This is a genomic window from Pseudomonas sp. F(2018) (genome assembly GCF_005508865.1).
Classification (GTDB): Bacteria; Pseudomonadota; Gammaproteobacteria; order Pseudomonadales; family Pseudomonadaceae; genus Aquipseudomonas.
The window spans coordinates 391,422-404,576 of record NZ_SCOM01000002.1; the positions used below are offsets into that span (position 1 = coordinate 391,422).

Sequence of the window (13,155 nt, forward strand, 5' to 3'; positions counted from 1 at the left end):
CGCGGTACGGCTTATTCCTTGACCTTCATGTCCAGCGACAGGTCGCGGGCGGCCTTGGTGGCGAGAATGCCCATCAGCTGGCCGATCTCGTCCTGGCGGCTGGCGCTGGCACCGTTGGCACCGCCACCCATCATCACGCCCGGTACTGGCGCCTGGGAGGCGGCCTCGGCCCACACCTTGTTGATTTCCACCAGTGCATCCAGCTTGGGCTGCAGCGCGCCGTCCGCCTCGATCACGGCCTTGCGCGCATAGGCTTCGGCGTCGGCGGTGATCTTGGTGGCAGCGGCGGTGATGGCGGCCTTGTCACGCAGCAGCTCGGCGGTCTGCTTCTCGATCTCGGCACGGCCCTTCTCGCGTTCGGCGTTGATGCGCGCCAGCTGCTTCTCTGTCTCGGCCTGGGTGGTGCGCTCGATCTGGTCGCGCAGGGTCTCCTGGCGGCGGGCTTCCACTTCCTTCTCACCGCGGGCGGTGACCAGCAGCTTCTCTTCCTCTTCCTTCAGGCGGTTCTGCCGGGCCACGGCCAGCTCGGCCAGGGCCTGCTGGACCTTGACCATGCGCTGCTTGTACTGCGGGTTGGGGTCGACGTTGGTAATGCGCGCCTCGACCACTTCCACGCCGTACTTGCGGAACTGCTGCTGCTTGCGCACCGGGATGCCCTTGCTGTCCATGACCTTCTCGGTGATGAACTGGCTGGCACTGTTGTCGCCGAAGGTGCCCTGTTCGCTGCCGGCCTGGAGGATGGCGGTCTGGCTCGGCAGGTGGCCGCGCGGGCCGCGCACCTCCTTACGCTTGATCAGGTACAGGCCGTCGTTGAGCTGGTTCTCGAACTCGGCGGCGAACTCGCTGCGCGCGCCGGCGTAGAAGTCGTCGGCACTCATCAGCGAGGCGGTGGCCTGCAGGGTTTCCTTGATGGCCGGGACCAGGGCGGTCTTGATGAAGTTTTCCGGGTTGCGATATTCCTGGGCGATCTTCAGGAACTGGTCGCCGCTGGGCAGGCGGAAGCGCGCCGAGGACTCGACCTTGGCGTCGACGTTGCCGAGGAACACGATGGGGAAGGCCTCGATGGTGGCGCCGAGGGAGTCGTTGTCGCTGCTGTCGTCGATCTCCAGGGCCTCGGTGAGCACCGACTGCACGCTCAGGGCCTTCTTCCACGGGGTGGCGCGGCCGAACCATTTGGTGGCGTAGCCGACGTCGTCGACGATCTTCTCTTCGCCGAAGATGGTCCGCACATGGGTGGCGAAGCCGGCTTCGTTGTAGAAGAACACGCCGTTGAAGCTGACGAAGCCGATGGCGGCAACCAGCACGGGCACGCCGACGTATTTGATGAGGGAGAGTTTGGAGCTCGGGCCGCTGGAGATATCCATGATCTGTCCTTGACTGCGGGAACGGTGCGCGAATGCTGCGCAGCGCCCGCCGGGGCGTCAAGTGGCACTGTGCCGGTATGTGGGCTGGCTCTCGCCGGTCGCTCAGTCGAGGGCGAACGGCGCCTGGTGCAGGCCGCTGGCGTCCACCTGCAGGGCCCAGCCCTGCTTGTCCCAGTCGCCGAGGACGATGCGTCTGGCCGGCTGGCCGTTCACTTCGAACTCGTGCACGGCGGGGCGGTGGGTGTGGCCGTGGATCAGGGTACGTACGCCGTGCTCGGCCATGACTCGTGGTACTTCGTCCGGGGTCACGTCGATGATCTCGCGGGCCTTCATGCTGGTCTGCGCGCGGCTCTCGCTGCGCAGCTTGCGCGCCAGCTTGTGGCGGGTGGACAGCGGCAGGTTGCGCAGGATGAACAGGCTGAGCGGGTTGCGCAGCAGGCGGCGCAGCTTCATATAGCCCACATCTAACGTGCACAGGCTGTCGCCGTGCATCAGCAGCACCGGCTCGCCGTTGAAGCGCACGATGCTCGGGTCCTTCAGCAGGGTGCAGCCAGCCTCGCGGCAGAAGGCGCGGCCGATCAGGAAATCGCGGTTGCCATGCATCAGGAAGATGCGCGTGCCGGCATCGCTGAGTTCGCGCAGGGTGCGGGCGATGCTGTGCTGGAAGGGCGACATGCCGTCGTCGCCGACCCAGACCTCGAAGAAGTCGCCGAGGATGTACAGCGCCTCGGCCTGGCGGGCGCGGGTCTGCAGGAAATGCAGAAACGCCCGGGTGATGTCCGGGCGTTCCTCTTCCAGGTGCAGATCGGAGATCAGCAGGATCATCGAATCACTCGACGATTTCGGCCTTCTCGATGATCACGTCTTCCACCGGGACGTCCTGGTGGCCGGACTTCATGGTGGTGTCCACGCCCTTGATGGCGTTGACCACTTCCATGCCCTCGGTCACCTGGGCGAATACCGCGTAGCCCCAGCCCTGCATGGTCGGCGCGGTGTGGTCGAGGAAGCCGTTGTCGGCGACGTTGATGAAGAACTGCGCGGAGGCGGAGTGCGGGTCCATGGTGCGGGCCATGGCCACGGTGCCGACCTTGTTGGACAGGCCGTTGTTGGCCTCGTTCTTGATCGGCGCGCGGGTGGACTTCTGCTTCATGCCCGGCTCGAAACCGCCGCCCTGGATCATGAAGTTGCCTATCACGCGGTGGAACACGGTGCCGTCGTAGTGACCGCTCTTTACGTATTCCTTGAAGTTGGCCGCGGTTTCCGGGGCCTTGTCTTCGAACAGTTCCAGGGTGATGACGCCGTGGTTGGTGTGCAGCTTGATCATGGCGATGTGCTCTCGAATTCGGGCAAGACGGGCAGGGCGGCGGCGCGTTCGCGCTAAAAGGCCACGCCTGGTCGCTTTGCGGCTGTCAGGGGGTTGACGGGTTGGGTATCATACGGGCTTTGTCTTGACCGGCCTACCCTGGGGCGAAACCGCCACGGGCCGCGAGCCGCGCACCTCGAAGCTAAGGACATCATGAGCAAGCCCACCGTCGAAAAAGCCGCCAACTTCCTGCGCCCCATCGTTCAGGCCGATCTGGATAGCGGCAAGCACGCCAAGATCATCACCCGTTTCCCGCCGGAGCCCAACGGCTACCTGCACATCGGCCACGCCAAGAGCATCTGCCTGAACTTCGGCCTGGCCCAGGAATTCGGTGGCGAGTGCAACCTGCGTTTCGACGACACCAACCCGGCCAAGGAAGACCAGGAGTACATCGACGCGATCAAGAGCGACGTCGAGTGGCTGGGCTTCCAGTGGGCCGGCAAGGAGCGCTACGCCTCCGACTACTTCGACCAGCTGCACGCCTGGGCCGTCGAGCTGATCAAGGCCGGCAAGGCCTTCGTCTGTGATCTGAACGCCGAGGAAATGCGCGAATACCGCGGCACGCTGACCAGCCCCGGCAAGGACAGCCCGTTCCGCGAGCGCTCCGTAGAAGAAAACCTGGACCTGTTCGCCCGCATGAAGGCCGGCGAGTTCCCGGACGGCGCCCGTTCGCTGCGCGCGAAGATCGACATGACCTCGCGCAACATGAACCTGCGCGACCCGATCCTCTACCGCATCCGCCACGCCCATCACCACCAGACCGGCGACAAGTGGTGCATCTACCCGAGCTACGACTTCACCCATGGTCAGTCCGACGCCATCGAGGGCATCACCCACTCCATCTGCACCCTGGAGTTCGAGGACCATCGCCCGCTGTACGAGTGGTTCCTCGAGCAATTGCCGGTGCCGGCGCAACCGCGCCAGTACGAGTTCGCCCGCCTCAACCTGAACTACACCATCACCAGCAAGCGCAAGCTCAAGCAACTGGTCGATGAGAACCATGTGCATGGCTGGGACGACCCGCGCATGTCGACCCTGTCCGGCTATCGCCGCCGTGGCTACACCCCGGCCTCGATCCGCACCTTCTGCGACATGATCGGCGTCAACCGCGCCGGTGGCGTGGTCGATATCGGCATGCTGGAATTCGCCATCCGCGAGGACCTGGACGCCAATGCCGCGCGCGCCATGTGCGTGCTCAAGCCGCTCAAGGTGGTCATCACCAACTACCCCGAGGGCAAGGTCGAGAACCTCGAACTGCCGCGCCACCCGAAGCAGGACATGGGCGTGCGCGTGCTGCCATTCAGTCGCGAGATCTACATCGACGCCAGCGACTTCGAAGAAACCCCACCGGACGGCTTCAAGCGCCTGATCCCCGGTGGCGAAGTACGCCTGCGCGGCAGCTATGTGATCCGCGCCGACGAAGCGATCAAGGACGCCGCCGGCAATATCGTCGAGCTGCGCTGCTCCTACGACGAGAACACCCTGGGCAAGAACCCCGAAGGCCGCAAGGTCAAGGGCGTCATCCACTGGGTGCCGGCCGCCGAGAGCGTGGAGTGCGAAGTGCGCCTGTACGACCGCCTGTTCCGCTCCGCCAACCCGGAGAAGGACGAGGAGGGCGGCAGCTTCCTCGACAACATCAACCCGGAGTCCTTGGTCGTTCTGCAGGGCTGCCGCGCCGAGCCGTCGCTGGCCAATGCCGCCGTCGAGGAACGCTTCCAGTTCGAGCGCGAAGGCTACTTCGTTGCCGACCTGAAAGACTCCAAGCCGGGCGCGCCGGTGTTCAACCGTACCGTCACCCTGCGCGACACCTGGGGAGCCTGATCCATGGCGTTGTCCATCTACAACACCCTGAGCAAGGTCAAAGAGCCGTTCCAGCCGCTGGAAGGCAACCAGGTGCGCATGTACGTGTGCGGCATGACCGTGTACGACTTCTGCCACATCGGCCACGCCCGCGTGATGGTCGCCTTCGACGTGGTCACCCGCTGGCTGCGTAAGCGCGGCTATGACGTGACCTACGTGCGCAACATCACCGACATCGACGACAAGATCATCAAGCGCGCCCAGGAGAACGGCGAGCCGTTTGAGGCCCTGGTCGAGCGCATGATTGCCGCCATGCACGAGGACGAGGCGCGCCTGTCCGTGCTGCGCCCGGACCTCGAGCCGCGCGCCACCGGCCATATCGCCGGCATGCACCAGATGATCCAGACCCTGATCGACAAGGGCTACGCCTACGCCCCGGGCAATGGCGACGTGTACTACCGCGTCGGCAAGTTCGTCGGCTACGGCAAGCTGTCGCGCAAGAGGATCGAAGATCTGAAGATCGGCGCGCGCATCGAGGTCGACGAGATCAAGGAAGACCCGCTGGACTTCGTCCTGTGGAAGGGCGCCAAGCCGGGCGAGCCGAGTTGGGAGTCGCCCTGGGGCGCCGGTCGTCCGGGCTGGCACATCGAGTGCTCGGTGATGTCCACCTGCTGCCTGGGCGAGACCTTCGACATCCACGGCGGCGGCCCGGACCTGGTGTTCCCGCACCACGAGAACGAGATTGCGCAGAGCGAGGCGGCCACCGGCAAGCTCTATGCGGCCAGCTGGATGCACGCCGGCGCGGTGCGCGTGGACGGCGAGAAGATGTCCAAGTCCCTGGGCAACTTCTTCACCATCCGCGAGGTGCTGGAGAAGTACCACCCGGAGGTGGTGCGCTACCTGCTGGTGTCCAGCCACTACCGCAGCCCGATCAACTACTCCGAAGACAGCCTCAAGGAAGCCAAGGGCGCCCTGGAGCGCTTCTACAACGGCCTCAAGGGCCTGCCGGAAGTAGCTCCGGCCGGTGGCGAAGCCTTCGTCGAGCGCTTCGGCGCGGCGATGGACGACGACTTCAACTCGCCGGAAGCCTGCGCCGTACTGTTCGAGATGATCCGCGAGGTCAATCGCCTGCGTGAGTCGGAGGTACAGGCCGCCGCTGGCCTGGCCGCCCAGCTCAAGCAGCTGGCCGGCGTGCTCGGCGTGCTGCAGCTGGAGCCGGATGCGTTCCTCCAGGCCGGCGCCGCCGGCAAGGTCGATGCCGCCGCGGTGGATGCACTGATCGCCGCGCGCCTGCAGGCCCGTGCTGACAAGAACTGGGCCGAGTCCGACCGCATCCGCGACCAGATCACCGCCATGGGCGTGGTGCTGGAAGACGGCAAGGGTGGTACTACCTGGCGTCTGGCCGAGTAAGTCGTTCCGCTCCATGAAAAAGGCCGCCCTCGGGCGGCCTTTTTCATGTCCTGCATCTTTAGCGTTTGCCGCTGTACCAGATCACCCGTCTGACGCCACGGGTGACGGCCACATAGGCCAGGCGCAGGCTCTCGTCGCGCATGGCCTGGTCGTAGCTGTTACGGAACAGGTCGCAGTGGGCATACAGCGCGTTGCGCAGCGGATGCGACTCGGGGCTGCCGCCATCGTCGAGGATGATCGCCACCTCGCCCTGCAGGCCCTTGGCGCGATGGATGCTGTAGGCGCGCACCGGCAGGCTCGGGTCCAGCCGGGCCTGTACCTGCTTCAGCGCGTCGTTGCGCCGGCCCAGCAGCAGCACCGGGTTGCGTTCGCGGCTGCCGCGCTGGGCGACGTGCGCGCACTGCGCGGCGATCTCCTGCAGCAGCTCGGGCAGCTGGCGCTTGAGATCGAAGCCCTCGATGCGGCGTACGCCGTGATCGCCCGGTTGCGGGGCCTTGACCGCCTGGCTGCGCTTGGCCTGCTTGCAGGCGACACCCTGCAGCAGCGCCTCGGCATCGCGCAGGATCGGCTCGATGCTGCGGAAGTTGCTGGTCAGCATCAGCACCTGGCTCTTGGCTTTTCCGCGGCTGGGGAAGTGGCGGTCGAAGTCGAGGAACAGCTCAGGCGAGCTGCCGCGCCAGCCGTAGATCGACTGCCAGTCGTCGCCGATGGCCATCAGACTGACCGCCTTGCCGCGCCCGGCCAGGGCGCGATGCACGGCCTGCAGCCAGTGGACTATCTGCGGCGAGATATCCTGGAACTCGTCGATCAGCAGATGGCGCAGCGGCTCGATGGCTTCCGCCGGCAGCTCCTCGGCGCTGGTCAGGCGCTCGCCGAGCTGGCGGAAGGCAGCATCGAAGGTGATGACGCCCTGCGCCTGCAGCAGGGCCTGGAAGCGCGCCCAGAAGCGGGCGAGTGCCTGCAGAAACAGACGCTCGCGCGGCGCACAGTCCAGCACGGCGGCGTCGATGCGATCCGGGCGCAGGCCGAGGCTCTCGGCGAAGCAGCCCTGCTGGTAGAAAGCCTCGAATAGCGGCGTGGCGCGCGGTTCGCCGGCCAGGCGCACGCCCTCCTGCGGCGGCTTGCCGACGGTCTCGGGCATGGCCACGCCGAGCAGTTCATGCACCTGCTGGCGGAAGGCCGCATCGCTGGCGTAGAGCTCGTCATGGGCCTGGCGCAGCAGGCGCTGTTGCGCGGGCGGCAGGCGGCCGCCGGCCGGTGCGTCCGGCTCCTCGCCGGCACCACCGCCAAGCTGCTCGAACCAGTTCGGCGCGCCCAGCAGCAGCTTGGCCTGCTGCGCCATGGCCGAGTGGAAGGTGCGCACGCACTGGCGCGCCTGCGCCTCGTCGAAGGGGAACTGCCAGAAGGCCAGCAGGCGCAGCAACTGGCCACGCAGCTCGGCGCAGGAGGCGTTGGTGAAGGAGATCACCGTGAGGCTGGCGGCGGGAATCTCCAGGTGGCAGAGCATGAACACCACGCGCAGCAGCAGGGTGGTGGACTTGCCTGAGCCGGCACCGGCGAAGATGCGCGCCAGTGGGGCGCGGCAGAGGATCATCGCCCATTGCTCGTCGGAAGGTTCACCGATCAGACCGGCTGCTACTGCCTCGGCGACGCGGGCACGCATGGCGGCGATCTGGCTGTCGTCGACCTTCAGGCGCGCGCTGGAATAGATGCCGGTTGGGGCGGGGGCAGGGCCGTCGCTGGTCTTCTTCTTGCGCCCGCCGGCTTTGGCCTTGCCGCTGCTGGCGGGGCGTTTTGCGCGCGGCTGCGGCTGGCGTAGTCGGGCCGCGGCCTCGCGTTCTGCGCGCAGGTATTCGGTGGTGCGGGGAAAGTAGCGCGCCAGGGTGCTGGAGAGCAGCGCCTTGTAGCGTTTGACGGCAGACAGCATGGCAACTCGGAAAGCAGGTGCGGCCGGCCATCATACGGACTTTGCCCTGGCAATGGGCCAGCGGATCACGGCTCCAGTGTGCTGAGGATCTGCAGGGCGATACGCACCCGCTCGGCATTCGGGTAGTTGCGGTTGGCCAGGATCACCAGCCCGGTGTCGCGGGCCGGCAACAGCACCACGTAGGCGCCGAAGCCATTGGTCGAGCCGGTCTTGTTCAGCAGCAGGTCGCCCTCGGCCGCTTGCGGGATAGCGAAGCGCTCAACCGTATGTGGCTGCAGCGCCATCTGCGACGAGTTGCCGGCCTGCAGGCGTTGCAGGCTGATGGGGTAGGTGTAGCGCTCCCAGCCCAGGCCCTGGGTCATATCGCCGACCCGGTAGTAACCCTGATGCGTGTTGGCGATGGCCTGGCGCAGCGGTGCCGGCAGCTGCGAGGGATCGAGGTTGGCCTCGACGAAGCGCAGCATATCGGCCGCGCTGGACTTCACCCCGTAGGCCTCGGCATCCAGCGGACCTGGTTGCACGCGGATCGCCTGGTCGTCGCGGTAGCCCCAGGCATAGCGCGCCATCTGCGCCGGCGGCACCTGCACATGGCTCTCCATCATGCCCAGCTGCGGGAACAGTTGGCGTTCCAGCAACTGCTCGAACGGCTCGCCCAGGCTGGCGGCGGCCAAGTGGCCGAACAGACCGATGCTGGGGTTGGAATACAGGCGCTGGCTGCCGGCGGGGTAGGCGGACTGCCAGGCGCGGTAGTAGTCGAGCATCTGCCGTTCGCTCTGTACCGCATCCGGGAACTGCAGCGGCAGGCCGCCGGGCGTGTAGGTGACCAGATCGAGCAGGCTGATCCGCTCGAAGGCGCTGCCGCGTAGCGCCGGCAGATGCTGGCTGGCCTTATCGCTCAGGTGCAGCTTGCCCTCGGCCTGGGCATAGGCGCCGAGGGTGGCGCTGAACAGCTTGCTCACCGAGCCCAGCTCGAACAGGGTGTGCTCGTCCACCGCCTGGCTGCTCTCGCGGGAGGCGACGCCGTAGTTGAAGAAGTGGCGCTCGCCCTTGCGGATGATGGCTACGGCCAGGCCGGGAATCCGGTACTGCTCGATGGCCGGCTGCACGGCGGTATCGACGGTTGCGCGCAGCTCATTCGGCTGCGCCAGGGCCGCCTGGCCGACCAGCAGCAGGGCCAGCGCGGTGGTTCTGAATCGCATGGGTAAATCCTTCAGTTCATCGGCGGCAGCCGGCGCGGCACCGAGGTTTTCTTGACGATGGCGGTGTTGGTCTCGGCGTAGGCGTTGATGCGGTCGAGCAGCTCGTCGAGCTGCTCCATGGAGCGCACGTGCAGGCGGGCGACGAAGCAGTCCTCGCCGGTGATCTTGTCGCACTCGGTGAATTCGGGAATCGACTGGATCTGCCGCTCCACCTCGTGCAGCTTGCCGGGCAGCGGGCGCACGCGGACGATGGCCTGCAGCTGGTAGCCGAAGTGGCGCGGGTCCACCTCCACCGTGTAGCCCCTGATCACCCCACGCTCCTCCAGGCGGCGCAGGCGCTCGGCCACGCTGGGCGAGGACAGGCCGCTGATCTGCGCCAGGGCCTTGAGCGAGCGGCGCGAGTCTTCCATCAGGGCGTTGAGCAGAAGCTGGTCGATTTCGTCGGTCATGGCGTGCTCATAAGGTTATTTCAGAAAAACGCCTTCGCAATAAAGGCAGTGCTGCAGTTTCGCCTTAGATTAACCCTGTATCGCTCGGGCGGGGTAGCCGAATAATAGTCGCACCCCAACCGGAGACTCCGACCATGGACAAGACCCTCAAGCGCGGCTCGCTGGAAATGATCGCGGCGATGCTGATTTCCGGCACCATCGGCTGGTTCGTGCTGATTTCCGGCCAGTCCGTGATCGACGTGGTGTTCTGGCGCTGCGTGATCGGCGGCGCGATGTTGCTGCTGGTGTGCGCTGCGCTCGGCCTGCTGCGCCGCGAACTGCTGAGTCGCCGCGTGCTGCTTCTGGCGCTGGTCAGCGGGGTGGCCATTGTCGGCAACTGGCTGCTGCTGTTCGCCTCCTACTCCAAGGCGTCGATCGCCATCAGCACGGCGGTGTACAACGTGCAGCCATTCATGCTGGTGGGCCTGGCGGCGCTGCTGCTCGGCGAGCGCATCACCCTGGCCAAGCTGGCCTGGCTGGGGGTGGCCTTCCTCGGCATGCTGGCCATCGTCAGCGCCCATGGCGACACCGGTACCTCGGGCGAGAACTACCTGCTGGGCATCGCCCTGGCCCTGGGCGCGGCGCTGCTCTATGCCGTGGCGGCGCTGATCGTCAAACGCCTCTCCGGCACGCCGCCGCACCTGATCGCGCTGGTCCAGCTGCTCACCGGCATCCTCATGCTGGCGCCGCTGGCCAGTTACCAACTGCCCGAGCAGCCCCAGGCCTGGGCCAGCCTGGCGGCCCTGGGCATTCTGCATACCGGGGTGATGTACATGCTGCTGTACAGCGCGATTCAGAAACTGCCGACGGCGCTGACCGGGGCGCTGTCGTTCGTCTACCCGATCGCGGCGATCTTCGTCGACTGGCTGGCCTTCGGGCATCGCCTCAGCCCGCTGCAGTGGCTGGGCGTGGCGGCCATCCTGCTGGCGGCGGCCGGCATGCAGCAGGGCTGGAGTCTGCGTCGGCGGCGCCTGGCCGCGGCCTGAGGATCAGTCGTCGCGGGTCAGCACTTCCAGCAGCTCGATCTCGAACACCAGGTTGGAATTCGGCGGGATCGAGCCGACCTGGCGCTCGCCATAGCCCAGGTGCGCCGGCACCCACAGCTTGCGCTTACCGCCGACCTGCATGCCCATCAGACCCTGGTCCCAGCCCTGGATCACCCGGCGGGTGCCGATCACGCACTGGAGCGGCTTGCCGCGGGAGTAGGAGGAATCGAACTCGGTGCCGTCCTCCAGCCAACCGCGGTACTGGGTGGTGATCAGCGCACCCTTGACGGCAGCCTTGCCGCTGCCGAGTTGCAGGTCTTCGATCTTCAGTTCGCTCATGACGCTCTCGCAGTGCTGCTTCGGGGCAGGCCCGGATTTCTGGAACGCGCTCCTCTGCTTGGGGAGCGCGCGGGTCATTCTATCGGCTAGCCAGACAGACGATGAGTCTCTCCGCTAAACCTGTTCGCATCTGCAGAGACGATGACGTCTTGCTCCAGATCAAACGGCGCGGAACCGACCAGGCCAATACTGCTTGCTTGCGGCTGGCGCTGTAGCGGAGGGGAGTGCGCGCCGGCCGGTTAGCAGAAGATCATGTCGCCCGACAAGACTACGTAAGTCGACCGGGCGCGCTACTATCCGCGCTTGCCGGGCGGCGCGCGCTATCGCTAGCGTTGCCCTTTGTCGTAAATGGCCGCAGCAGTCGCCTCATGGAAGTGAAGTTGTTATGACGCGTGCGCAACCCTCTCGCCAACCGGATGCCGGCAGCGACCCGCTGGAGCGTCGCCTGCAGGCGCAGCGCCTGGTGCAGATCGCCAATGTGCTGTGCGTGGTGCTGCTGCTTATCGGCGCGCAGACCATAGTCGCTGGCAGCTGGCTGAATACCGGCCTGGTAACCGCGGCGCTGCTGTTGGTGGTGGTCGGGCGTTGGCTCAACCGGCGTGGCCGCGTGGAGCTGTCGGTGGCGCTGGTGCTCTGTTCTCTGACGGTGCTGGTGGGTACCTCGCTGTGGTTCAGCCAGGGCCTGTACAGTGCGGCGGTGCTGGGTTTCCCGGCGATCCTGATCGTGGCCGGCATGGTGGCCTCGCTGCGCCTGTTCATCGGCCTGCTGCTGGGCATCCTGGCCATGGTGGCCTTCCTCACCTATGCGGCGCTGAGCGGTCTGCAGCATTTCGAGCCGTTGCCACTGGGCATCGGGCGCATGGTCAACGTCAGCTGCATCCTGCTCACCTGCGCGGCGGCGGTGTGGCTGCTGGCCAACGACCTGCGCAAGGCCCTGCTGCGCCTGCAGCAGGAGATCCTGCGGGTGAAGGATTCCGAGGCCAGCTTCACCCACCTGGCCCAGCACGACGCCCTGACCAACCTGCCCAACCGCCTGTTGATCCGCGATCGCATGGAGCAGGCCATCGGCCGCGCGCGGCGTGACGATGAGCAGGTGGCGCTGCTGTTCCTCGACCTGGACAATTTCAAGACCATCAACGATTCCCTCGGCCATGCCGCCGGCGACGAGCTGCTGCAGGAGGTGGCGCGCCGCCTGAAGGACACGGTGCGCGACATCGACACCGTGAGCCGCCAGGGCGGCGACGAGTTCCTCATGGTGCTGGCCGACGTGGCGGACCTGGCGGCGGTGTCCTCGGTGGCCGCGCTGGTGCAGCAGAAACTGGCCCAGCCGTTCGCCCTCAAGGGCATGCAGATCGTCACCTCCATTTCCATCGGCATCTCGCTGTTCCCCGGCGACGGCGACGACTTCGACACCCTGCTCAAGCACGCCGACATGGCCATGTACCAGGCCAAGTCGGCGGGGCGTAACGGCTTCTGCTTCTTCGACGAGCAGATGAACGCCGATACCCACGAGCGTCTGGCTCTGGAGCTGGACCTGCGCCAGGCGCTGAGCCGCGGCGAGTTCGTGCTGCACTACCAGCCGATCGTCGACCTGCATGGCGGCCGGCTGCTGGCGGCGGAGGCGCTGCTGCGCTGGCAGCATCCACAGCGCGGCACCCTCGGCCCGGACCGTTTCATCCGGGTGGCCGAGGAGTCCGGGCTGATCGTCGAGATCGGCGAGTGGGTACTCAATGAGGCCTGCCGCCAGGCCATGCTCTGGCAGGCGGCCGGGCTGCCGCGCTTCGCCGTGGCGGTGAACCTGTCGGCGGTGCAGTTCCGCCGCGGCAATCTCGAGGCCATGGTGCACGCGGCGCTGAACCGCTTCGGTCTGGCGCCGGCCTGCCTGGAGTTGGAGCTGACCGAATCGATCCTGCTGCAGGACTCGGCGCAGCTGCGCCGCCTCAAGGAGCTGGGGGTGAAACTGTCGATCGACGACTTCGGCACCGGCTACTCCAGCCTGTCGTACCTGCAGCGCTTCCAGGTCGACAAGCTGAAGATCGACCAGTCCTTCGTCCGCGGCCTCACCGGCAACGCCCAGGACCAGGCCATCGTCACCGCCATCGTGCAGATGGCCCGCAGCCTCGGTCTGCACACCACCGCAGAGGGCATCGAGGACGAGGCGACCCGCGCGCTGCTGGCCGAGCTGGGCTGCGACCAGGGCCAGGGTTTCCTGTTCGCCCGGCCGCTGGCGGCGACGGAACTCGGTGCCTTCGCGCGTCGCCAGCAGGTGCCGGTCTAGC

Annotated in this window: 11 protein-coding genes; 4 read left to right on the top strand and 7 right to left on the bottom strand. The window is 66.6% G+C overall.

Annotated elements, in window-relative coordinates; translation table 11 throughout:
- Positions 1–11 precede the first annotated feature (11 nt).
- The 3 genes from FFS62_RS09875 to FFS62_RS09885 all read right to left on the bottom strand — a co-directional run bounded on the left by FFS62_RS09875 (position 12) and on the right by FFS62_RS09885 (position 2,688).
- Complete coding sequence (locus FFS62_RS09875; protein ID WP_137972648.1) at positions 12–1,364, bottom strand: SPFH domain-containing protein; 1,353 nt, start codon at positions 1,362–1,364, stop codon at positions 12–14.
- 102 nt (positions 1,365–1,466) lie between these two features.
- Positions 1,467–2,189 carry a UDP-2,3-diacylglucosamine diphosphatase gene (gene lpxH / locus FFS62_RS09880; protein ID WP_137972649.1) on the bottom strand — a complete coding sequence of 241 codons (723 nt, stop codon included), beginning with the start codon at positions 2,187–2,189 and terminating at the stop codon, positions 1,467–1,469.
- Between the two features lie 4 nt (positions 2,190–2,193).
- The gene (locus FFS62_RS09885; RefSeq protein WP_137972650.1) at positions 2,194–2,688 is read right to left on the bottom strand and encodes a peptidylprolyl isomerase; all 495 of its coding nucleotides are present in this window, start codon (positions 2,686–2,688) and stop codon (positions 2,194–2,196) included.
- A gap of 192 nt (positions 2,689–2,880) precedes the next feature.
- Here FFS62_RS09885 and FFS62_RS09890 point away from each other — a divergent pair, with 192 nt between their 5' ends.
- Positions 2,881–4,548 carry a glutamine--tRNA ligase/YqeY domain fusion protein gene (locus FFS62_RS09890; RefSeq protein ID WP_137972651.1) on the top strand — a complete coding sequence of 556 codons (1,668 nt, stop codon included), beginning with the start codon at positions 2,881–2,883 and terminating at the stop codon, positions 4,546–4,548.
- Between the two features lie 3 nt (positions 4,549–4,551).
- Entirely contained in the window at positions 4,552–5,937 is a 1,386-nt protein-coding gene (gene cysS, locus FFS62_RS09895; protein WP_137972652.1) for a cysteine--tRNA ligase, read from the top strand.
- Between the two features lie 58 nt (positions 5,938–5,995).
- On the opposite strand, the gene FFS62_RS09900 is transcribed toward cysS, so the two are convergent.
- The 3 genes from FFS62_RS09900 to FFS62_RS09910 form a co-directional block, all read right to left on the bottom strand.
- Positions 5,996–7,864 carry a DEAD/DEAH box helicase gene (locus tag FFS62_RS09900; RefSeq protein ID WP_137972653.1) on the bottom strand — a complete coding sequence of 623 codons (1,869 nt, stop codon included), beginning with the start codon at positions 7,862–7,864 and terminating at the stop codon, positions 5,996–5,998.
- Between the two features lie 65 nt (positions 7,865–7,929).
- Complete coding sequence (gene ampC, locus FFS62_RS09905; RefSeq protein ID WP_137972654.1) at positions 7,930–9,063, bottom strand: class C beta-lactamase; 1,134 nt, start codon at positions 9,061–9,063, stop codon at positions 7,930–7,932.
- A gap of 11 nt (positions 9,064–9,074) precedes the next feature.
- Positions 9,075–9,512, bottom strand: coding sequence for an Lrp/AsnC family transcriptional regulator (locus tag FFS62_RS09910; protein ID WP_137972655.1), 438 nt, complete (start codon positions 9,510–9,512; stop codon positions 9,075–9,077).
- Positions 9,513–9,646: 134 nt separating this feature from the next.
- Between FFS62_RS09910 and FFS62_RS09915 the strand changes: the two genes are divergently transcribed.
- Positions 9,647–10,537 (top strand): DMT family transporter, encoded by an 891-nt coding sequence (locus FFS62_RS09915; protein ID WP_137972656.1) that lies wholly within the window; start codon positions 9,647–9,649, stop codon positions 10,535–10,537.
- A gap of 3 nt (positions 10,538–10,540) precedes the next feature.
- Here FFS62_RS09915 and FFS62_RS09920 read toward each other — a convergent pair whose 3' ends face one another.
- Entirely contained in the window at positions 10,541–10,876 is a 336-nt protein-coding gene (locus tag FFS62_RS09920; protein WP_137972657.1) for an FKBP-type peptidyl-prolyl cis-trans isomerase, read from the bottom strand.
- Positions 10,877–11,261: 385 nt separating this feature from the next.
- On the opposite strand from FFS62_RS09920, the gene FFS62_RS09925 reads away from it, so the two are divergent.
- The gene (locus tag FFS62_RS09925; RefSeq protein ID WP_137972658.1) at positions 11,262–13,154 is read left to right on the top strand and encodes a bifunctional diguanylate cyclase/phosphodiesterase; all 1,893 of its coding nucleotides are present in this window, start codon (positions 11,262–11,264) and stop codon (positions 13,152–13,154) included.
- Position 13,155: the final 1 nt, after the last annotated feature.